This window comes from Pseudomonas sp. SK3(2021), from assembly GCF_016772375.1.
Lineage (GTDB): Bacteria > Pseudomonadota > Gammaproteobacteria > Pseudomonadales > Pseudomonadaceae > Aquipseudomonas > Aquipseudomonas chlororaphis_I.
The window spans coordinates 2240013-2262154 of record NZ_CP061943.1; the positions used below are offsets into that span (position 1 = coordinate 2240013).

At 63.0% G+C, this 22142-nt stretch carries 14 protein-coding genes; 7 read left to right on the forward strand and 7 right to left on the reverse strand.

Going from position 1 to position 22142, the window contains the following annotated elements; all coding sequences use genetic code 11:
- Window positions 1-86 precede the first annotated feature (86 nt).
- Entirely contained in the window at window positions 87-302 is a 216-nt protein-coding gene (gene rmf / locus IF690_RS10235) for a ribosome modulation factor (protein WP_002553055.1), read from the reverse strand.
- 557 nt (window positions 303-859) lie between these two features.
- Between rmf and rlmKL the strand changes: the two genes are divergently transcribed.
- The gene (gene rlmKL, locus IF690_RS10240; protein WP_202699967.1) at window positions 860-3124 is read left to right on the forward strand and encodes a bifunctional 23S rRNA (guanine(2069)-N(7))-methyltransferase RlmK/23S rRNA (guanine(2445)-N(2))-methyltransferase RlmL; all 2265 of its coding nucleotides are present in this window, start codon (window positions 860-862) and stop codon (window positions 3122-3124) included.
- A gap of 126 nt (window positions 3125-3250) precedes the next feature.
- Window positions 3251-5650: a sensor domain-containing diguanylate cyclase gene (locus tag IF690_RS10245; protein WP_202699968.1), complete on the forward strand. Its 2400-nt coding sequence runs from the start codon at window positions 3251-3253 to the stop codon at window positions 5648-5650.
- 60 nt (window positions 5651-5710) lie between these two features.
- On the opposite strand, the gene dacB is transcribed toward IF690_RS10245, so the two are convergent.
- Window positions 5711-7171 carry a D-alanyl-D-alanine carboxypeptidase/D-alanyl-D-alanine endopeptidase gene (gene dacB / locus IF690_RS10250; protein ID WP_202699969.1) on the reverse strand — a complete coding sequence of 487 codons (1461 nt, stop codon included), beginning with the start codon at window positions 7169-7171 and terminating at the stop codon, window positions 5711-5713.
- A 233-nt stretch (window positions 7172-7404) separates the two neighbouring features.
- On the opposite strand from dacB, the gene IF690_RS10255 reads away from it, so the two are divergent.
- Window positions 7405-7749 carry a YggL family protein gene (locus IF690_RS10255; protein ID WP_007932191.1) on the forward strand — a complete coding sequence of 115 codons (345 nt, stop codon included), beginning with the start codon at window positions 7405-7407 and terminating at the stop codon, window positions 7747-7749.
- Window positions 7750-7981: 232 nt separating this feature from the next.
- On the opposite strand, the gene IF690_RS10260 is transcribed toward IF690_RS10255, so the two are convergent.
- Complete coding sequence (locus IF690_RS10260; RefSeq protein WP_202699970.1) at window positions 7982-9172, reverse strand: benzoate/H(+) symporter BenE family transporter; 1191 nt, start codon at window positions 9170-9172, stop codon at window positions 7982-7984.
- A 300-nt stretch (window positions 9173-9472) separates the two neighbouring features.
- On the opposite strand from IF690_RS10260, the gene IF690_RS10265 reads away from it, so the two are divergent.
- On the forward strand, window positions 9473-10237 hold the full coding sequence (locus IF690_RS10265; RefSeq protein WP_007932193.1) for a GntR family transcriptional regulator: 765 nt from the start codon (window positions 9473-9475) through the stop codon (window positions 10235-10237).
- 177 nt (window positions 10238-10414) lie between these two features.
- On the opposite strand, the gene guaD is transcribed toward IF690_RS10265, so the two are convergent.
- The 4 genes from guaD to xdhA all read right to left on the reverse strand — a co-directional run bounded on the left by guaD (window position 10415) and on the right by xdhA (window position 16563).
- Window positions 10415-11719 carry a guanine deaminase gene (gene guaD, locus IF690_RS10270; protein ID WP_202699971.1) on the reverse strand — a complete coding sequence of 435 codons (1305 nt, stop codon included), beginning with the start codon at window positions 11717-11719 and terminating at the stop codon, window positions 10415-10417.
- Between the two features lie 24 nt (window positions 11720-11743).
- Window positions 11744-12586, reverse strand: coding sequence for a xanthine dehydrogenase accessory protein XdhC (xdhC, locus tag IF690_RS10275; RefSeq protein ID WP_202699972.1), 843 nt, complete (start codon window positions 12584-12586; stop codon window positions 11744-11746).
- Window positions 12587-12716: 130 nt separating this feature from the next.
- The gene (gene xdhB, locus IF690_RS10280) at window positions 12717-15116 is read right to left on the reverse strand and encodes a xanthine dehydrogenase molybdopterin binding subunit (RefSeq protein ID WP_202699973.1); all 2400 of its coding nucleotides are present in this window, start codon (window positions 15114-15116) and stop codon (window positions 12717-12719) included.
- Window positions 15109-16563, reverse strand: coding sequence for a xanthine dehydrogenase small subunit (xdhA, locus tag IF690_RS10285; protein ID WP_202699974.1), 1455 nt, complete (start codon window positions 16561-16563; stop codon window positions 15109-15111). The genes xdhB and xdhA overlap by 8 nt, the downstream gene beginning before the upstream one ends.
- Window positions 16564-16831: 268 nt before the next feature.
- Between xdhA and IF690_RS10290 the strand changes: the two genes are divergently transcribed.
- The 3 genes from IF690_RS10290 to zipA all read left to right on the forward strand — a co-directional run bounded on the left by IF690_RS10290 (window position 16832) and on the right by zipA (window position 22092).
- On the forward strand, window positions 16832-17491 hold the full coding sequence (locus tag IF690_RS10290) for a GntR family transcriptional regulator (protein ID WP_202699975.1): 660 nt from the start codon (window positions 16832-16834) through the stop codon (window positions 17489-17491).
- 2 nt (window positions 17492-17493) lie between these two features.
- Window positions 17494-20982 carry a chromosome segregation protein SMC gene (smc, locus tag IF690_RS10295; RefSeq protein WP_202699976.1) on the forward strand — a complete coding sequence of 1163 codons (3489 nt, stop codon included), beginning with the start codon at window positions 17494-17496 and terminating at the stop codon, window positions 20980-20982.
- Between the two features lie 261 nt (window positions 20983-21243).
- Window positions 21244-22092 (forward strand): cell division protein ZipA, encoded by an 849-nt coding sequence (zipA, locus tag IF690_RS10300; protein ID WP_202699977.1) that lies wholly within the window; start codon window positions 21244-21246, stop codon window positions 22090-22092.
- Window positions 22093-22142: the final 50 nt, after the last annotated feature.

The following is a 22142-nucleotide window of genomic DNA, read 5'->3' on the forward strand; positions in this document are numbered from 1 at the left end:
CTGGGCCGCAGCCCGCCGTCCGGATGGGACGTGCGTGGTTAAGTCGTTACGTATTCAGATGTTGGTGTCGGAATGTGTGCCCTGTTTTAGCCGACGGCGTGAAGTTCGTTGAGTCTGTGGATTCCCGCAGTGCCGGTCATACCGTCCCAGTTGTCGCCGCGTCCTTCTCGCCAGCCATTGATCCAGGCTTGGCGTACCGACGGTAGAGTAAATGGGCAAAGCTCACGGGACTTGCCATGAACGCCATACTGATATCCGCGCAAAAATGCTCTTTCCAACGGATCACGCTTAAGTCTTCTCATAGGGTGTTTCCCTCACTTGTTGACTGTCTTATGTCCCGTCGGCCTCGTTTGAGGCCGGGCAGAATGCTTCTGCCGTTGGTGCTCGCTGCCGGCGTCGCGAGCGTGGTGCTGGCGTCGTTGCGGCGCCAACCTGAGTTGATTTCTAACCAATGCGTCACAACGTGGGAATGATCGTTTTGTCATAAGGACGTAACGATAATGATGCTAAGGCCATAAGAACGACCTGCTTTACATCGGGTCAGTCAGGCAAACCTCGCTCTGATCAGCCTCTTACTGGATGATGGGCTTAATGCTTTAGTGAGAATCTCATTCCGTTGCACTCAGGTATTATTCGATGAAAGGTCGAGTTATGACCTTTTGTTACGCTGACTTATTTATCTGCCCCGGCATCTAAGCTCTTTTGACCCCCAGTGGTCACCGCTAGCGGCGAGCTGAACAGCAGGGGCGGGACGGCACAGATTCGTGCCACGCGAGCGCTCTTCAAGAAAAGCGCTTGATTGAAAACCGGGCGGACGATGCGTTGTCCGTTCACTTATTGCTAAAGGCCCTGAACTCCCATGTCGGATCGCTACGAACTCTTCCTCACCTGTCCCAAAGGCCTTGAAGGCCTGCTCATCGAGGAAGCCGCCGGGCTTGGCCTTGAAGAAGCGCGCGAACATACCTCGGCCGTGCGCGGCATGGCCGACATGGAGACCGCTTACCGCCTGTGCCTCTGGTCGCGCCTGGCCAACCGGGTACTGCTGGTGCTCAAGCGCTTCCCGATGAAGGACGCCGAAGACCTCTATCACGGCGTGCACGACGTCGACTGGCAGGACCACATGCTGGCGGACGGCACCCTGGCGGTGGAGTTCAGCGGCCACGGCTCGGGCATCGACAACACCCACTTCGGCGCCTTGAAGGTCAAGGATGCCATCGTCGACCGGCTGCGCACGCCGACCGGCGAGCGTCCCTCCATCGACAAGCTCAACCCGGACCTGCGCATTCACCTGCGCCTGGATCGCGGCGAAGCGATCCTTTCCCTCGACCTGTCCGGCCACAGCCTGCACCAGCGTGGCTATCGCCTGCAGCAGGGCGCGGCGCCGCTGAAGGAAAACCTCGCGGCGGCGATCCTGATCCGTGCCGGCTGGCCACGTATTGCGGCCAATGGCGGCGCCCTGGCCGACCCGATGTGCGGCGTGGGCACTTTCCTGGTCGAGGCGGCGATGATCGCCGCCGACATCGCCCCCAACCTCAAGCGCGAGCAGTGGGGTTTCACCGCCTGGCTCGGTCACGTCCCGGCCTTGTGGCGCAAGCTGCACGAAGAAGCCCAGGCGCGGGCGCAGGCCGGCCTGGCCAAGCCGCCGCTGTGGATTCGCGGTTACGAAGCCGACCCGCGGCTGATCCAGCCAGGGCGCAACAACGTCGAGCGCGCCGGTCTCAGTGAGTGGATCAAGATCTACCAGGGCGAAGTGGCGACCTTCGAGCCGCGCCCGGACCAGAACCAGAAAGGCCTGGTGATCAGCAACCCGCCCTACGGCGAGCGCCTGGGTGACGAAGCCAGCCTGCTGTATCTCTACCAGAACCTCGGCGAACGCCTGCGTCAGGCCTGCCTGGGCTGGGAAGCGGCGGTGTTCACCGGCGCGCCGGACCTGGGCAAGCGCATGGGTATTCGCAGCCACAAGCAGTATTCGTTCTGGAACGGCGCCTTGCCCTGCAAGCTGCTGCTGATCAAGGTGCAGCCGGACCAGTTCGTCACCGGTGAGCGTCGTACTCCGGAGCAGCGGCAGATCGAGCGCGAACAGGCCGAGGCCGACAAGGCGCCGCTGGTTCCGCAGGAGCGCCAGTACAACAAGAACGGCAACCCGATCAAGCCGCCGCCGGCGCCGGTGGTCGAGCAGGCACGCCTGAGCGAAGGCGGGCAGATGTTCGCCAACCGCCTGCAGAAGAACCTCAAGGTGCTGGGCAAGTGGGCCAAGCGCGAAGGCGTCGAGTGCTATCGCGTCTACGATGCCGACATGCCGGAATACTCCCTGGCCATCGACCTGTACCACGACTGGGTGCACGTGCAGGAGTACGCTGCGCCGAAATCCATCGACCCGGAAAAGGCCCAGGCCCGTCTGTTCGATGCCCTGGCGGCTATTCCGCAAGCGTTGAACGTCGACAAGAGCCGAGTGGTGATCAAGCGTCGCGAGCGCCAGAGCGGCACCAGGCAGTACGAACGCCAGAGTGCCCAGGGCAAGTTCACCGAAGTCACCGAAGGCGGCGTGAAGTTGCTGGTCAACCTCACCGACTATCTCGACACCGGGCTGTTCCTCGACCACCGGCCGATGCGCTTGCGCATTCAGAAGGAAGCCGCCGGCAAGCGTTTCCTCAACCTGTTCTGCTACACCGCCACCGCCAGCGTGCACGCGGCCAAGGGCGGGGCGCGCAGCACCACCAGCGTCGACCTGTCGAAAACCTACCTGGACTGGGCCCGGCGCAACCTGTCGCTCAACGGTTTCTCCGACAAGAACCGTCTGGAGCAGGGCGATGTCATGGCCTGGCTGGAGAGCTGCCGCGATGAGTTCGACCTGATCTTCATCGACCCGCCGACCTTCTCCAATTCCAAGCGCATGGAAGGGGTGTTCGACGTGCAGCGTGACCACGTGCAACTGCTCGACCTGGCCATGGCCCGGTTGGCCAGCGGTGGCGTGCTGTATTTCTCCAACAACTTCCGCAAGTTCCAGCTCGAGGAAAACCTGGCGGCGCGCTACGCCGTCGAGGAGATCACCGCCAAGACCATCGACCCGGATTTTGTCCGTAACGGCAAGATCCACCGCGCCTGGAAAATCACTGCCCGCTGATGTTGATTGGATCCACAGAGCCTTGATTTTCAAGGCTCTTTGCTCTAGCCAAATTAGTGGCGAATAGCTATAACTCAATGCAAGCCCATGTGACGTTCACGTTCGCTGGCGTTATGAGTTTTGCTTATGTCGTTGCACTCGGTACGCCCGAAAATCTTGGGCTTCATCAGCGAAGACGTGTCGGCCTGGCTGGTCGCGCTACTGGTATTGCTGTTCGGTTGTGTATTGACCGGGCTGCTGGCCTGGTCGACCCTCAACCTGTATCAGCAGCAGTTGCGCCAACGCTTCCAGCTGCTGGCCAGCGAACGTTATAGCCGCATCGAAGAGCGTTTCGAAGATCAGGAGCAGCGCCTGGATGGTCTCAAACGCTTCTTCGTCAATTCCGGCACCGTCTCGCGCCAGGACTTCGATGGCTACACCAAACCTCTCCTGCATCGCACCCAGGCCTATGCCTGGGCGCCGCGCGTCAGCGGCGCCGAGCGTGCGTTGTTCGAGCGCATGGCGCAGGAGCAGGGCGCGCCGGATTATTTCATTGCCGAGCTGAATGCCGAGGGCAAGCTGCAGCGAGCGGCCCAGCGCGATGAGTATGTGCCGGTGCTCTACAGCCAGACCCAAAGCCCGCTGGGTTCGCCCCTGGGGTTCGACCTGCTGGCCCAGCCGATGCGTCGCGATACCCTCGAACGGGCGCGGCAGCGCGGGGGCATGGCGGTTTCCCAACCGGTGCGGCTGGTCGGAGTCGAGCCTTCCTACGCGCGTGGAATCATCCTGGCGACTCCCGTCATCCTGCGCGCCGATGTGGCCATGTCGACCCCCGAGCCATACGGTTATGTGATTGCGGTGATCAGCATGCGCCAACTGGTGGTCGATGGACTGCCCGAGCAGCGCCAGGACAACCTGTTCGTGCAGATCATCGACCTGTCGACCGCCGAGTCGTACGGCAAGCTCTATGAATCGAGCAACGGCCCGGGGGGCAGCCCGCTGGCGGTGAGTCGGGTGCTGAGCCTGGCCGATCATGATTACCAGGTGAACATCCGCCCCAGCGCGGTGTTCCTCCAGGCCAACCATTCTTCGGTGTCCAGCCAGGTGGTCCTCGGGACTCTGCTCAGCCTGCTGCTCAGCGCCTTGCTGTATGTCCTGGTCAGCCAGCGGCAGCGCGCGCTGCGGCTGGTGGAGCAGCGCACCGAGGAGCTGCGGGTCAGGGAGCAGGAATTGCGCGGTACCCATGGGCAACTGCGCAGCGTGCTCAATGCGGCGACCCAGGTGGCGATCATCGCCACCGACCTGCGGGGCGTGATCAGCACCTTCAATGCCGGGGCCGAACGCATGCTCGGCTATAAGAGCGCCGAGGTAGTGGGCCATCTGACTCTGGAAAGCCTGCATCTGCCCGCGGAGCTGAATGCGCGCGCGCAAGCCCTCAGCCAGCGTTACGGCCGGCAGATCCCGATGTGCCAGGCGATGCTGGTGGACGGTTCCGAAGAGCGTGGCGAGGAAACCCGCGAGTGGACCCTGGTACGCCGCGATGGCAGCCATCTGGTGGTGAACATGCTGGCGACCCCGGTCCTGGACGATCACGGGCTATGGGTCGGGCACCTGGCCATCTGCATCGACATCACCGAACGCAAGCGGGTCCATGAAGCGCTGGCGGCTCGCGATCGCCTGCTGAAAAAACTCAGTGCCCATGTGCCTGGCGGTATCTACCAGTTCCAGGTGGATGTCGAAGGTCATGCCAGTTTCCCTTACGTCAGTGACGGCATCCGCGACATTTACGAGATCGAGCCGCAACAACTGCAGTTGGACGCCGAGCCGGTGTTCGAGCGTATTCACCCCGGCGATGTGGCCAGGGTGCGTACCTCGATCTGGACGTCGGCGAAGAGGCTCAGCCCCTGGCGCGAGGAGTATCGCGTGCAGCTGCCGCAACGCGGCCTGCGCTGGGTGCGTGGCGAGGCGACCCCGGAAAAACTGCCAGGGGGCGGGGTGCTGTGGCATGGCTATCTGTCGGACATCTCCGACCTCAAGCGGGTCGAGGAGGAGTTGCGGGCCTTGTCGGTCACCGACTCCCTGACCGGCATCCACAACCGGCGCTATTTCCAGGAGCGCCTGCAGACCGAAATGGCGCGGGTCGAGCGCGGGGTGGGCAATCTGGCGGTGATCATGCTGGATATCGACCACTTCAAGCGGATCAACGACCAGCATGGGCATGCCATCGGCGACAGGGTGCTGCGCGCTGTCTGTGAGCGCATCAGCCTTCGTCTGCGCCGCACGGATGTGTTTTGCCGCTTGGGCGGCGAAGAATTCATGGTGCTGTGCCCGGACACCGATGGCCAGCAGGCCTATGTCCTGGCCGAGGAGTTGTGGCGCGGGCTGCGCAGCTCGCCGATCGATGGCGTGGGCATTGTCACGGCCAGTTTCGGCATCGCCAGTTGGCGGGAGCACGAAGGGGCCGACGGGCTGTTGCTGCGGGCGGATTCCGGGGTCTATGCGGCCAAGCAGGCAGGGCGCGACCGGGTCCAGGCCGAGATGGCTTGAGGCGGATGGAGCAGAGGAGCGAGGTGGCGCGGGGTTGCCGTGCCACCTGCGAGTGACGGCTTACAGGGTCGAAGCGGTGGTCGCCAGTTTCGGTTGGCGATACAGATCCAGCAGCACCTGGTCGAGCACCGAGGACGCGCCCCAGGGCTTCGGATCGTTGAGGATCGCCACCACGGCCCAGGTGTTGCCATTGCTGTCGCGGCTGTAGCCGGCGATGGCGCGCACGGTGTTCAGGGTTCCGGTCTTCACGTGGGCTTCACCGGACATGGCGGTGCGTTTCAGGCGCTTGCGCATGGTGCCGTCCATGCCGGCGATCGGCATCGAGCTGATGAACTCCGCCGAGTACGGGCTTCTCCAGGCCGCTTGCAGCATGGAGGCCATTTCCCGGGCGCTGACCCGTTCGGCACGGGACAGGCCCGAACCGTTTTCCATTACCAGATGCGGCGCGGTGATGCCTTTCTTGGCCAGCCACTGACGCACCACCCGTTGTGCTGCCTTGGCATCGTCGCCATCGGCTTCAGTGCGGTATTGCGCGCCGAGGCTGAGGAACAGTTGCTGGGCCATGGTGTTGTTACTGTATTTGTTGATGTCGCGGATGATCTCCGCCAGGTCCGGCGAGAAGGCCCGGGCCAGCACCTTGGCGCTGGATGGAACGGCGGCCAGGCGGTCCTTGCCCTGGATGCTGCCGCCCAGTTCCTTCCAGATGGCGCGTACGGCGCCGGCGGTGTAGGTCGCATGGTCGAGCAGCGACAGGTAGGTCTGCGAGCTGCAGCCGTCGCCCAACTGGCCGTTGACGGTCACGGTGACGCCGCCGTCCGCCTGCGGTACCGGGTTGTAGCGAACGTTGCCGGCGCACTGTTTGCCGCCGACGGCCTTGACCTGATTGTCGATGCGAATGCTGGCGATCGGCGGCTCGACGGAAATCAGCACCTTGCCCGAATCGTTGCGCGCCACGAAGCGCAGGGCCTTGAGGTTGACCAGCAGGGCGTCGGGCTTGACCAGGAACGGCTTGTTCTCGTCATTACCGTCATCGTTGAACTGCGGCAGTTGCGGCTGCACGAAGAAGTTGCGGTCCAGCACCAGGTCGCCGGTCACTTGCTGCACGCCGTTAGCCCGCAGGTCGCGCATCAGCAGCCAGAGTTTTTCCATGTTCAGCTTGGGGTCGCCGCCGCCCTTGAGGTACAGGTTGCCATTGAGGATGCCGCCGCTCAGGGTACCGTCGGTATAGAACTCGGTTTTCCACTGGTGGGTCGGGCCGAGCATTTCCAGGGCGGCGTAGGTGGTGACCAGTTTCATGGTGGAGGCCGGGTTGACCGATACGTCGGCGTTGTAGACCGTGGCCGTGCCCGGGCCGTTGAGCGGGATCATCACCAGCGACAGGGCGTTGTCTTGCAGTTTGCTGGCTTTGAGGGCTTGTTGAACCTTGGGCGAAAGGGTGGTGTTGACGGGGGCGGCGGAAACGGAAATGGCCAGGGGCAGAAGAAGACCGGCAAGAAAAAGTGGACGCAAAGATTTGATCATGTGAAGTAAAACCCTACAGCCGAGGGGAGAAAAGACGAGGGCATGACGATAAATTCCCTCAGTGGTCACGAAAGTGTCGGCATTATGCCCCAAGGTATAGCGGCTTGTGCCGTGCCGCGTCGGGCGAACCCGCTATTTTTTTCCCAATGGCAGGCCGAGGCCCTCATAGAGTCAGGCAATCGGTTACTTAAACTGGTAAAGTGCCGCCCGTTATTACTTATGAGGATTGTTCCATGGCCACTAACCGTTCCCGCCGTCTGCGCAAAAAACTGTGCGTAGATGAATTTCAGGAGCTGGGTTTTGAGCTGAACCTGGATTTCAAAGAAGATCTGGCCGAAGAGGCTATTGACGCTTTCCTCGACGCGTTCCTCAAAGAAGCGATGGAAGCCAACGGCCTCGGCTATGTGGGTGGCGATGACTTCGGTCTGGTTTGCTTGAGCAAACGCGGTTCGGTCAGCGAAGAGCAACGTGCCAAGGTCGAAGCCTGGCTCAAGGCCCGCACCGAGCTGACCAGCGTTGAAGTCAGCCCGCTGCTGGACGTCTGGTACCCGGAAAACTCGATCAATCCGGTAGCCTGATGTGCTGAGTCGGTGGCCCGTCCGGGCCGCCGACTCACGGCTGTCGCTGTACAGCCTTTATCTATTTATTCCCCCGCAGAACCTTTATATGCCTCGGGCCTGTTTCCCGGGATTTCGCGTGGGCGGGTTGTCGCCGTTGTCGTAGGCTGCGATCGCGATCGCAGGACGCGCAAGGTCTTGAGATCGCTGAAGCCCTTCGGGCTTATCGCAGCCTGCGGCAGCGGCTACAGGCTTATTCGTTGTTCCAGTTCAGGATCACCAGGGTCAGCACACCGGCCACGATTCCCCAGAACGCCGAGCCGACGGAAAACAGGGTCAGGCCCGAGGCGGTCACCATAAAGGTGATCAACGCTGCCTCGCGTTCCTTCACTTGGCTCATGGCGATGCTCAGGCCGTTGATGATCGAGCCGAACAAGGCCAGGGCGGCGATCGACAGCACCAGTTCCTTGGGCAGTGCCGCGAACAAGGCCGCCAGGGTGGCGCCGAAGATCCCGGCGATGCCATAGAAAATCCCGCACCAGACCGCCGCGGTGTAGCGCTTGTTGCGGTCTTCGTGGGCATGGGGCCCGGTGCAGATCGCCGCGCTGATGGCCGCCAGGTTGATGCCGTGGGAGCCGAATGGCGCCAGCAGCAGGGAGGCGATACCGGTGGTGGTGACCAGTGGCGAGGCCGGCACGTTGTAGCCGTCGGCGCGCAGCACCGCGACCCCGGGCATGTTCTGCGAGGTCATGGCCACCACGAACAGCGGGATGCCGATGCTGATGGTCGCCGCCAGGGAGAAGTGCGGAGTGGTCCACACCGGCGTGGCGACTTGCAGGTGGAACTCGCTGAAGTCCAACAGGCCCATCATCCCGGCCAATGCAGTGCCGATCAGCAGCGCGGCAAGCACCGCATAGCGTGGCGACAGGCGCTTGACCAGCAAGTAGCTGAAGAACATGCCCAGCACCAGGCCGGTGCGGTGTTGCGCGGCGACGAAGATTTCGCTGCCGATCTTGAACAGGATGCCCGCCAGCAGTGCCGCGGCGAGCGAGGCCGGGATGCGCTTGACCAGGCGTTCGAAGCTGCCGGTCAGGCCGCAGATGGTCACCAGCACCGCACAGGTGATGTAGGCGCCGATGGCTTCGCCGTAGCTCACCCCGGACAGGCTGGTGATCAGCAGCGCGGCGCCGGGGGTCGACCAGGCGATGGTGATCGGGGTGCGGTAGCGCAAGGACAGGCCGATGCTGCACACGGCCATGCCGATGGAGATGGCCCAGATCCAGGAGGAAATCTGCCCGCTGCTCAGCCCGGCGGCCTGTCCGGCCTGGAACATCAGCACCAGGGAGCTGGTGTAGCCGGTCATCATCGCGATGAAGCCGGCGACTACGGCCGAGGGCGAAGTGTCGGCCAGGGGGCGTAACGGCGCGAGGGAGGCGTCGGACATGGAGCGTTGTTTCCTTGTACTGATGAAGATATCTGCCACCCGAAAGCCCGGCAGGGGGGCAATGGGTGGCGAAAGCAGGGCCCAAGCCTAAACGTAAAAGTAACCATTCATTGCAATACAGCCAGGGCGGCAAATGGCCGTACAGTCGTTGCGACAGCCTGTGGACCATACAGTTATTGCGAATGGACCCCATGGGTTGTGTACAATGTGCCATTGTTTTTACGCGATACTTGTCAGCGACCCACTGTGCCGTATTACAGTCACGGTCAATTCGCCGCAGTTCTCCCGACTCGAGTGCCCATGAACGAACAGTTGCAACCCCTCAAGAAACAACCGCGAGCAGGCAAGGCCGGGCGCAGCGGGACCCAGGACGATATTGTCTACGCGCACATCTTCGAGGCCATCCTCGAACAGCGCCTGGCGCCTGGCACCAAGTTGAGCGAAGAGGCGCTGGGGGAAATTTTCGGGGTCAGCCGTACCATCATTCGTCGTGCGCTGTCGCGCCTGGCCCATGAAGGCGTGGTGCTGCTGCGGCCCAATCGCGGCGCGGTGGTGGCCAGCCCGAGTGTCGAGGAAGCCCGCCAGGTATTCATGGCGCGCCGGCTGGTGGAGCGGGCGATCACCGAGCTGGCGGTGCAGCACGCCACGGCCGAGCAACTTGCCGAGCTGCGGCAGATGGTCAACGACGAGCGCGACAGCTTCTCCCGCGGCGATCGCGGCGCTGGTATCCGCCTGTCGGGCGAGTTCCACCTGAAACTTGCCGAAGCGGCGAAGAATGCCCCGCTGATCAGCTTCCAGCGCAGCCTGGTCTCGCAGACGTCGCTGATCATCGCCCAGTACGAAAGCGGCAACCGTTCGCACTGTTCCTACGATGAACACACCCAGTTGATCGACGCCATCGAGGCCCGCGACGCGGAGTTGGCGGTGACCCTGATGATGCATCACATGGATCACATCGACAGCAAGCTCAACCTCGACGAGGAAAGTGCCTCGGACGACCTGCACGCGGTGTTCTCGCACCTGCTGCAGACCAAGAAGCCGGGCCGTTCTCCCGCCAAGCTGTAACGCCATCTCTTTGCAGGAGCGAGCTTGCTCGCGATAGCCGCGAAGCGGCGACCTGTCTGCCAAGACGCGTCATCGTTGGCGATCTTTTCGCGAGCAAGCTCGCTCCTACAGGGTTTACAGCAGGTAGAAAAATCCCCCGCCCCAGTGCATGAGGCGGGGGATTTTTCGTTTCCGGGATTAGCGCTGGTGGACCAGATTGCCCGTGGCATAGGTCTGCGCCACGGTACGGTCGTCGCCCAGGGTCATCAGCACGAACAGGGTCTCGGCGATGCTCTTGGATTGCTTCAGGCGATAGCCCAGCAGCGGCGTGGCGTTGTAGTCGAGCACCAGGAAGTCGGCGTCGGTGCCCGGCTGCAGGGTGCCGATCCGCTCTTCCAGGCGCAGTGCGCGGGCGCCGCCGAGGGTGGCCAGGTACAGCGACTTGAACGGGCTCAGGCGCGCCCCTTGCAACTGCATGACCTTATAGGCTTCGTTCAGGGTCTGCAGCAGCGAGAAGCTGGTGCCGCCGCCGACGTCGGTACCGAGGCCGACATTCAACTTGTGCTTCTCGGCCATCGGCAGGTTGAACAGGCCGCTGCCAAGGAACAGGTTCGAGGTCGGGCAGAAGGCCACGGCCGAACCGGTCTGCGCCAGGCGCGCGCATTCGTCGTCGCACAGATGCACGCCGTGGGCGAACACCGAGCGCTCGCCCAGCAACTGGTAGTGGTCGTATACATCCAGGTAGCCCTTGCGCTCCGGGAACAGCTCCTTGACCCATTCGACTTCCTGCAGGTTTTCGCTGATGTGGGTCTGCATGTACAGGTCGGGGTATTCACCGAGCAACTGCCCGGCGAGGGTCAGTTGTTCCGGGGTGCTGGTCGGGGCGAAACGCGGTGTCACCGCGTAGTGCAGGCGACCCTTGCCGTGCCAGCGCTCGATCAGCGCCTTGCTTTCCAGGTAGCTGGATTCGGCGGTGTCGGTCAGGTAGCCCGGGGCGTTGCGGTCCATCATCACCTTGCCGGCGATCATCCGCAGGTCGAGCTTGTCGGCCGCTTCGAAAAAGGCATTCACCGATTGCGGGTGCACGCTGCCGAAGACCAGGGCGGTGGTGGTGCCGTTGCGCAGCAGTTCCTTGATGAAAATCTCCGCCACTGCCTCGGCATGGGCCTGGTCGGCGAACTGGCTTTCGCAAGGGAAGGTGTAAGTGTTGAGCCAGTCCAGCAACTGCTCGCCATAGGCACCGACCATGCCGGTCTGCGGCAGGTGGATATGGGTGTCGATAAAGCCTGGGGTGATCAGCGCATCCTGGTAGTGAGTGATCTCGATGTCGGCGGGCAGGCTGGCGAGCAATTCGCTGGCATGGCCGAGGGCGCTGATCTGGCCGTTGTCGACCACCAGCAGGCCATCCTCGAAATACTCGTAGGAGGCTTCGATGCCGACCTCGGCGGGGTCGGCGATGCTGTGCAGGATGGCGGCACGGTAGGCTTTGCGAGTCAGAGGCATGAGGCAGTCTCGGTTCGGGGCTTTTTAATGGGAGGCATGGCTGCGGCGCGAGGCCGGCAGCAGCTTGGCAATGGGTTCGGCGCGGGCACTGTGCTGGCCGAAATTGGCGTTATAGGTGGCGATGATTTCGCCGGCGATGGAGATGGCGATTTCCACAGGCAGCTTGCCTTTGACTTCGCCGAGCCCCATCGGGCAGCGCATGCGTTGCAGCACGCCGTTGTCGAAGCCGCGCTCGCGCAGGCGGTGTTCGAACTTCACCCGCTTGGTTTTCGAGCCGATCAGGCCGAAGTAGGCGAAGTCGTTGCGCTTGAGGATCGCGGCGGTGAGCTCCAGGTCGAGCTGGTGGTTGTGGGTCATGACGATGCAGTAGCTGCCGGCGGGCAGGTCGTCGATTTCATCGACGGGTTCTTCGCTGACGATTTTGTGCACGCCCTGGGGGATCTGCTCGGGGAACTCTTGTTCCCGCGAGTCGATCCAGCGCACCTTGCACGGCAGGCTGGCCAGCAGCGGCACCAGGGCGCGGCCGACATGGCCGGCGCCGAAGACCGCGATCTGCGCCTGGGCCTGGCCCATGGGTTCGAACAGCAACACGGTCACGCCGCCGCAGCACTGGCCGAGGCTGGCGCCCAGGCTGAAGCGCTCCAGGTGGGTATCCTGCTTGCCGCTGGCGAGCATTTCGCGGGCGATCTGCATGGCCTTGTATTCCAGGTGGCCACCGCCGATGGTGTCGAAACTCTGGGTGGCGCTGATGACCATCTTCGAGCCGGCATTGCGTGGCGTCGAACCCAGCTCTTCGATGATGGTCACCAGCACGCAGGGTTCACCGCGGGTTTGCAGGTCGGCGAGGGCGCTGATCCAGTTGTACATGTTTCACCTCAACATCGCTGTTGTCTGTTCGGCCATCATCGCGGCCAAGCCTTGCTCCTACGGGCAGGGGGCGCGCGAACGACGCACAACCTGTGGGTGCGAGGCCTGCCCGCGATGGGCGCATCTCGGTCTAGAGCGGCGCCAGTTCGGACTCGGCCTCGACGGCCTGCGTCACCTTCAACTGGCGCATCTGCTCGCAGCCCCACAACACCCGCTCCGGCGTGGCCGGTGCATCGATCCTTGGCTGGTGCCGGTAATCGCCAAGGCTGGCCACGGCGTCCTTGATCGCGCACCAGACGGAGATGCCGAGCATGAACGGCGGTTCGCCCACGGCCTTGGAATGGAACACTGTGTCTTCCGGGTTCTTGCGGTTTTCCACCAGCTTGACCCGCAGGTCCAGCGGCATGTCGGCCACTGCCGGAATCTTGTAGCTGGCCGGGCCGTTGGTCATCAATTTGCCCTTGGCGTTCCACACCAGCTCTTCCATGGTCAGCCAGCCCATGCCCTGGATAAAGCCGCCTTCCACCTGGCCGATGTCGATGGCCGGGTTCAGCGAGGCGCCGACGTCATGCAGGATGTCGGTGCGCAGCATCTTGTACTCGCCGGTCAGGGTGTCGACTATCACCTCGGCGCAAGCGGCGCCGTAGGCGAAGTAGTAGAACGGCCGGCCACGGGCCTGGGCGCGGTCGTAGTAGATTTTCGGGGTCTTGTAGAAACCGGTGCTGGACAGCGAGACCTGGGCGAAATAGGCCTGCTGGATCAGTTCCTCGAAGCTCAGGATCTGGTCGCGGACCCGCACATGGCCGTTGTGGAATTCCACATCTTCCTCGCTGACCTTGTACTGCCGGGCGGCAAACTCCACCAGGCGTTTCTTGATGGTCTCGGCGGCGTTCTGCGCGGCCTTGCCGTTCAGGTCGGCGCCGCTGGAGGCGGCGGTCGGCGAGGTGTTGGGCACCTTGTCGGTGTTGGTCGCGGTGATCTGCACCCGGTCGATTTCCACCTGGAACACCTCGGCCACCACCTGCGCCACCTTGGTGTTCAGGCCTTGGCCCATTTCCGTGCCGCCGTGGTTCAGGTGGATACTGCCGTCGGTGTAGACGTGCACCAGCGCGCCGGCCTGGTTGAGGAAGCTGGCGGTGAAGGAAATGCCGAATTTCACCGGGGTCAGCGCCAGGCCCTTTTTCAGGATCGGGCTGCCTGCGTTGTAGCGGCGGATCGCTTCGCGACGCTCGGCGTACTGGCTGCTGGCTTCCAGCTCGGCGGTCATCTCTTCGAGCATGTTGTGCTCGACAGTCTGGTAGTAGTGGGTGACGTTGCGTTCGGTCTTGCCGTAGTAGTTGGCCTTGCGCACCGCCAGCGGGTCGAGCGCCAGATGGCGGGCGATGGCGTCCATCACTTCTTCGATGGCGACCATGCCTTGCGGGCCGCCGAAACCGCGGTAGGCGGTATTCGAAGCGGTGTTGGTCTTGCAGCGATGGCCGTTGATGGTGGCGTCGCCCAGGTAGTACGAGTTGTCGGCGTGGAACATCGCCCGGTCGACGATCGAGGCCGACAGGTCCGGCGAGCAACCGCAGTTGCCGGCCAGCTCCAGCTGGATGCCATGCAGGCGCCCGGTGCTGTCGAAGCCGACGTCGTACTCGATATAGAAGGGGTGGCGCTTGCCGGTCATCAGCATGTCTTCGACCCGTGGCAGGCGCATCTTGGTCGGCTGGCCGGTGAGGTGCGCGATTACCGCGCACAGGCATGCCGGGCTGGCGGCCTGGGTTTCCTTGCCGCCGAAACCACCGCCCATGCGGCGCATGTCGACCACGATCTTGTTCATCGACACGTCCAGCACCTCGGCCACCAGCTTCTGCACTTCGGTGGGGTTCTGGGTCGAGCAGTAGACGATCATGCCGCCGTCTTCGGTGGGCATCACCGAGGAGATCTGGGTCTCCAGGTAGAAGTGTTCCTGGCCGCCGATGTGCAGGGTGCCCTGCAGGCGATGCTCGGCGCTGGCCAGGGCCTTGGCCGAGTCGCCGCGCTGGTGGGTGTGGCTGTCGAGGACGAAGTGGCGTTTGCGCAGGGCTTCGACCACGTCCAGCACCGGCTCCAGGTCCTCGTATTCGATGACCGCGGCCATGGCCGCCTTGCGCGCGGTTTCCAGGTCGCGGGCGGCCACCGCCAGCACCGGCTGGCCGACGAACTGCACGTCGTCGATGGCCAGCAGCGGGTCACCGGGCAGCAGCGGGCCGATGTCTTTCAGCCCCGGAATATCCTTGTGGGTGATGACGATGCGCACGCCGTCGAAGGCGTAGCAGGGCGCGGTGTCGATGCTGAGGATCTTCGCGTGGGCACGGTCCGAGAGGCGCGTGTACACATGCAGCTGGTTGGGGAATTCCAGCCGGTCATCGATGTACACCGCTTCGCCGGACACATGCTTGGCGGCGCTGTCGTGCTTGACGCTGCGCCCGACGCCGGTGGCCAGGTCCTGTTGAAACAGGGCGCTCAGTTCGGCTTGAGTCTTCTCGACTTTGTGATGATTAGACATAAGCGGTCACCCGGGTCTCGATGTGCGGTGTTTGCAGTTCGATGAAGTATTTGCGCAGTAGGTTCCGGGCGCTGAGCAGGCGGTATTCCTTGCTGGCGCGGAAGTCCGAAAGCGGGGTGAAGTCCTCGCCCAGGGCGGCGCAGGCACGTTCGACGGTGGCCTCGTTCCAGGGCGCGCCGAGCAACGCGGTTTCACAGTGCTTGGCGCGTTTCGGGGTGGCGGCCATGCCGCCGAAGGCCACGCGGGCATCGACGATCACGCCGTTCTCGATGCGCAGGTTGAAGGCCGCGCAGACCGCGGAAATATCGTCGTCCAGGCGCTTGGACACCTTGTAGGCGCGGAACAGCTGCTGGGCGCTGGCCCGCGGCACGATGATCTTTTCGATGAACTCGCTTTCCTGGCGCGCGGTGACGCGGTAGTCGATAAAATAGTCTTCCAGGGCCAGGGTGCGGCGGGTGTTGCCCTTGCACAGGACAATCTGCGCGCCCAAGGCGATCAGCAAGGGTGGCGAGTCGCCGATGGGCGAGGCGTTGCCGATGTTGCCGCCCAGGGTGCCCTGATTGCGGATCTGCAGCGAGGCGAAGCGTTGCAGCAGTTCGCCAAAGTCCGGGTACTCGGCCTTGAGGGCGTCGTAGCAATCGGAGAGGGCGGTGGCGGCGCCGATTTCCAGGCGGTCGTCGAAGCGCTCGATGCGTTTCATCTCGGCGACGTTGCCGACGTAGATCATCACCGGCAACGGGTGATGGAACTGGGTGACTTCCAGCGCCAGGTCGGTGCCGCCGGCCAGCAGCCGGGCTTGTGGGTAGGCGTCATACAGGTCGGCCAGGTCGGACACCGTCAGCGGTACCAGGCAGCGCTTGTCGCCACTGTTCAGCTCGCCGGTGTCGCTGGGGGCGATGGCTTTCAGGCGCGCGATGGTCTCGGCTTCGCGGGCGTCGAACTGGTCAGGCTGCTTGCCGCAACAGGCCTGCTCGGCGGCGGCGAGGATCGGCCGGTAGCCGGTGCAGCGGCACAGGTTGCCGGCCAGGGCTTCATGGGCCTTGTGCGAGTCGGGTTGTGCGCAGTTCTTCTGCAGGGCGAACAGCGACATGACGAAGCCCGGCGTACAGAAGCCGCACTGCGAGCCGTGGCACTCGACCATGGCCTTCTGCACGCTGTGCAACTGGCCCTGGTGCTTGAGGTCTTCGACGCTGATCAACTGCTTGCCGTGCAACGACGAGACGAAGGTCAGGCACGAGTTGAGGCTGCGATAACGGATATGCTCCGCGCCCGTGTCATCGGTGTGCAATTCACCGACCACCACGGTGCAGGCGCCACAGTCGCCGCTGGCGCAGCCTTCCTTGGTGCCGGGCTTGCCCAGGTGCTCGCGCAGATAGTTGAGCACCGTCAGGTTCGGGTCCAGGCTGTGCTCGCTACGGAGTTCCTGGTTGAGTAAAAACTGGATCACGGAAGGCCTCGCAGACTCATTATTATTGGTAACCGACGTGGGCCGAATTTAGTCATGTCTGACTTTTCGGTCAATTAATTTCTGACTTAAGGGTCAGGAAATTATTTTTTGCCGATCAACAAGCGCTTTCAAACAGTATTGACCCTCCCGGGTCGCAGTGCTTTTTGCTTATTCCGTGCCAAATTCAGGCCCTTGGGCACTCCGCCATGAGGTAGCAATTGCGCTACACTGCGCCGCTTGTACCGATCTAAGAGTTTGAAGGAAAACCATGACGTTCAAGGCGCCGGACAGCCTCGCCGAGCAAATCGCTCACCACCTCGCCGAACGCATCATTCGCGGCGAGCTCAAGCCTGGGGAGCGGATTCAGGAACAGAAGGTCACGCTGGCCCTCAACGTCAGCCGCGGCTCGGTCCGCGAGGCCCTGCTGATCCTCGAACGCCGCCACCTGATCGCCATCCTGCCGCGTCGTGGCGCCCATGTGACCGAACTCACCCCGCACAAGGTGCAGAGCCTGTGCACCCTGATGAGCGAGCTGTACATCCTGCTGGGCAACTCGGTGGCCAACGGCTGGGAACTGCAAGCCGACATGGCGCCGTTCCTGCAGATCCAGCAACGCTTGATCGCCGCCTACGAGCGCCAGGACATCCGCAGCTTCGTCGAAGACAGCTTCAACGTGATGCGCGCCGCCTATCCGTTCGCCAACAACCCGTACCTGCAGGAAACCGTCGAGAACCTGCAGCCGGCGATGAGCCGTGCCTATTTCCTGGCCCTGGAGCAGCGCAAGGCGGAAATGAGCGAATTCCTCGACCTGTTCGAGCAACTGCTGGCCGCCGTGCTGGCCCGTGACCTGCCGACGATCCGCCTGGTGCTGACGGCCTATGCCCGGCGCAGTTGCGACCTGGTAGTCGCCGCCTTGACGGTTGCCTGAGCGTGCGGCTCAAGTGCATCAAGCTGGCGGGGTTCAAGTCCTTCGTCGACCCGACCACGGTGAACTTCCCCAGTAACATGGCGGCGGTGGTCGGGCCCAATGGTTGCGGCAAGTCGAACATCATCGACGCCGTGCGCTGGGTGATGGGCGAGAGCTCGGCCAAGAACCTGCGCGGCGAGTCGATGACCGACGTCATCTTCAACGGTTCCACCAGCCGCAAGCCGGTGAGCCAGGCCAGCATCGAGCTGGTCTTCGACAACTCCGACGGCACCCTGGTCGGCGAGTACGCGGCCTACGCGGAAATCTCCATCCGCCGCAAGGTTACCCGCGACAGCCAGAACAGCTATTTCCTCAACGGCGCCAAGTGCCGCCGCCGCGACATCACCGATATCTTCCTCGGCACCGGCCTGGGGCCACGCAGCTACTCGATCATCGAGCAGGGCATGATCTCCAAGCTGATCGAGGCCAAGCCGGAAGACCTGCGCAATTTCATCGAAGAAGCGGCGGGGATTTCCAAGTACAAGGAACGCCGCCGGGAAACCGAAAACCGCATCCGCCGTACCCACGAGAACCTGGCGCGCCTGACCGACCTGCGCGAAGAACTGGAGCGCCAGCTCGAACGCCTGCACCGGCAGGCCCAGGCGGCCGAGAAGTACCAGGAATACAAAGCCGAGGAGCGTCAGCTCAAGGCCCAGCTGTCGGCACTGCGCTGGCAGGAGCTTAACGAGCAGGTCGGCCAGCGCGAATCGATCATCGGCAACCAGGAAGTCGGCTTTGAAGCCCTGGTGGCGGAGCAACGCAATGCCGATGCCGCCATCGAGCGCCTGCGCGACGGTCACCATGAGCTGTCCGAGCGCTTCAATCTGGTGCAGGGGCGCTTCTATTCGGTCGGCGGCGACATCGCCCGGGTCGAACAGAGCATCCAGCACGGCCAGCAGCGTTTGCGCCAGTTGCAGGACGACTTGCGCGAGGCCGAGCGCGCGCGCCAGGAGACCGAATCCCACCTGGGCCACGACCGCACCTTGCTCGCCACCCTCGGCGAAGAGCTGGAAATGCTCGAGCCCGAGCAGGAGATTAGCAGCGCCGCCGCCGAAGAGGCCGCCGCGACCCTGGAACAAGCCGAAACCACCATGCACGGCTGGCAGGAGCAGTGGGACGCATTCAACCTCAAGTCCGCCGAACCGCGGCGTCAGGCCGAAGTGCAGCAGTCGCGTATCCAGCAGCTCGAAAGCAGCATGGAACGCCTGGGCGAGCGCCAGCGGCGCCTGATTGAGGAGCGTGCGTTGCTCGCTGCCGATCCGGAAGACGCGGCGATCCTCGAACTCAATGAACAGCTCGCAGCCAGCGAGGCGACCCTGGAAGATTTGCAAGCCAGCGAAGACGGTCAGGTCGAGCGCCTGGAGCAGCTGCGCCAGGAGCTGCATCAGGCGACCCAGGCCCAGCAGCAGGCCCAGGGCGAACTGCAGCGTCTCAACGGGCGCCTGGCCTCGCTGGAGGCTTTGCAGCAGGCGGCGCTCAATCCGGGGACTGGCGCGGCGCAATGGCTGCAGGAGCAACAATTGGCCGAGTGTCCGCGTCTGGCCGAAGGCTTGAAGGTCGAGGCAGGCTGGGAGTTGGCGGTGGAAACCGTGCTCGGCGCCGACCTGCAGGCGGTGCTGGTCGACGATTTTGCTGGCTTCGACCTGGCCGGGTTCGAGCAGGGCGATCTGCGCCTGCTCCAACTGGCGGGCGAGGGCGCGCGGATACCCGGCAGCCTGCTGGACAAGGTCGATGCCCAGGTCGACCTGGCGCCCTGGCTGGGCCAGGTCAAACCGGTGGAAAGTCTTGAACAGGCCCTCGCGCTGCGCGGCCAGTTGGCGGCCGGCGAGAGCCTGATCAGCCGCGACGGCTTCTGGATCGGCCGGCACTTCCTGCGGGTGCGCCGCGCCAGCGAAGCGGAAAGCGGCATGCTCGCGCGCAACCAGGAAATCGAACAGTTGAGCCAAGAGCGCGACGAGCGCGAAGCCAGCGTGGAAGACCTGGAAACCCGTTTGCAGAACCTGCGTGCGCAACAGCGCCAGCAGGAGAATGGTCGCGAACACCTGCGCCGTCTGCTGCAGGACGAAGCCCGTCAGCAGGGTGAATTGAAAGCCAGGCTTTCCGCCGGCAAGGCCAAGGCCGAACAGCTGGCCCTGCGCCGTACCCGCCTGGATGAAGAAGTGGCGGAGTTGGGCGAGCAGCGCGCCGTGGAACACGAGCAGGTGGGCGAAGCCCGTCTGCAGCTGCAGGAAGCCCTCGACAGCATGGCCCTGGACACCGAGCAGCGCGAATTGCTGCTGGCCCAGCGCGACAGTTTGCGCGAGCGCCTGGACCGGGTACGCCAGGAGGCGCGCCAGCACAAGGATCACGCTCATCAGCTGGCGGTGCGCCTGGGTTCGCTCAAGGCCCAGCACGATTCCACCCGGCAGGCCCTGGAGCGCCTGGAGCTGCAATCGGAACGCCTGACGGAGAAGCGCGAACAGCTCAGCCTGAACCTCGAAGAGGGGGCTGCGCCCCTGGAAGAGCTGCGCCTGAAACTCGAGGAATTGCTGGAAAAACGCATGACCGTCGATGTCGAGCTCAAGAGCGCGCAGATCGCCATGGAGGATGCCGACCGCGAATTGCGCGATGCGGAAAAACGCCGGAGCCAGGCCGAGCAGCAATCGCAATTGATCCGTGGCCAACTCGAACAGCAGCGCATGGAATGGCAGGCCCTGAGCGTGCGCCGCAAGACCTTGCAGGACCAGTTGCTGGAAGACGGCTACGACTTGCAGGGCGTGCTCGCCACGCTGACCGAACAGGCCAGCGAGAAAGAGGCCGAGGAAGAACTCGAGCGGATTGCCGCGCGTATCCAGCGCCTGGGGGCGATCAACCTTGCGGCCATCGATGAGTACCAGCAGCAGTCCGAGCGCAAGCGTTATCTGGATGCCCAGGACGCCGATCTGGTGGAAGCCCTGGAAACCCTGGAAAACGTGATTCGCAAGATCGACAAGGAAACCCGTAATCGTTTCAAGGATACCTTTGATCAGATTAACGGCGGTTTACAGGCACTCTTTCCAAAAGTTTTCGGTGGCGGCAGCGCTTATTTGGAACTGACGGGCGAAGATCTACTCGATACAGGGGTAACGATCATGGCGCGTCCGCCAGGGAAGAAGAACAGCACCATTCATTTGTTGTCCGGTGGTGAGAAAGCATTGACGGCCCTGGCGCTGGTATTTGCCATCTTCAAGTTGAACCCGGCGCCGTTCTGCATGCTCGACGAAGTTGACGCCCCGCTGGATGACGCTAACGTTGGACGCTACGCAAGGCTGGTTAAAGAGATGTCGCAGACGGTGCAGTTCATCTATATCACCCACAACAAGATCGCCATGGAAATGGCCGATCAATTGATGGGCGTGACGATGCACGAGCCCGGCTGTTCGCGCTTGGTGGCAGTGGATGTCGAGGAGGCGATGGCGATGGTGGACGCCTGATATCCGGGCGACCAAGGCCGGTATGTAAGTGACAAGTAAGAGGTTTTTACCTGCGCCGAGTACTGGCTGATCGACATATTGAATGAAGCCGTTGCGACAGACGGTGTAAAGTTGTCTTTGGTCGTGCTAGTTTAATGTCAATTTTTCCTATACGTGGGCAAAAGGCCAGTCAGAACATAGAGTTGGCGCCACGTTTTAAAGCGGTTTGCAGTTTGCTAAACCTCTTATTTTTCAGCATTTTTCATAGAGGCACGGGATTACATGGAAATCGGTCTGCGCGAGTGGCTGATCGTCATCGGCATCATTGTCATTGCCGGTATTCTTTTTGATGGCTGGCGCCGTATGCGCGGCGGCAAGGGAAAGTTGAAATTCCGTCTGGATCGTAGCCTGTCCAACCTGCCGGACGACGACAGCAGTGCCGAACTGCTGGGCCCGCCTCGCGTGCTGGATACCCATAAGGAACCGCAACTCGATGAGCACGATCTGCCGTCGATGAGCGCGCCGGTGCGCGAACCGCGCGAATCCGGTTCCAAGCGTGGCAAACGTGCCAGCGAGCCACAGCAGGGCGACCTGAACCTCAATCTGGATCTGGACGGCGGCCCGAGCTTCAGCAGCCGTGACGACGACTTCCCGGATGAAACCAAGGCTTCCGGCTACGCCGACAAGGAGCAGCCGCAAGCCGAAGAAGTGCTGGTGATCAGTGTGATCTGCCGTGACGCCGGCGGCTTCAAGGGGCCGGCGCTGTTGCAGAACATCCTGGAAAGCGGCCTGCGTTTTGGCGAGATGGATATTTTCCACCGTCACGAAAGCATGGCCGGCAACGGCGAAGTGCTGTTCTCCATGGCCAATGCGGTCAAGCCAGGCGTGTTCGACCTGGACGACATCGACCACTTCAGTACCCCGGCCGTGAGCTTCTTCCTCGGCCTGCCAGGCCCACGTCATCCGAAGCAGGCTTTCGACGTGATGGTGGCTGCGGCGCGCAAGCTGTCCCAGGAACTGAATGGCGAACTGAAGGACGACCAGCGCAGCGTGCTGACCGCCCAGACCATCGAACATTACCGTCAGCGCATCGTCGAATTCGAACGTCGCGCCCTGACCCAGAAGCGCTGAGCGCTTCGCGAGCCAGCCGTTCCGGCATAACCCTTGGTTTGCCGGAGCGG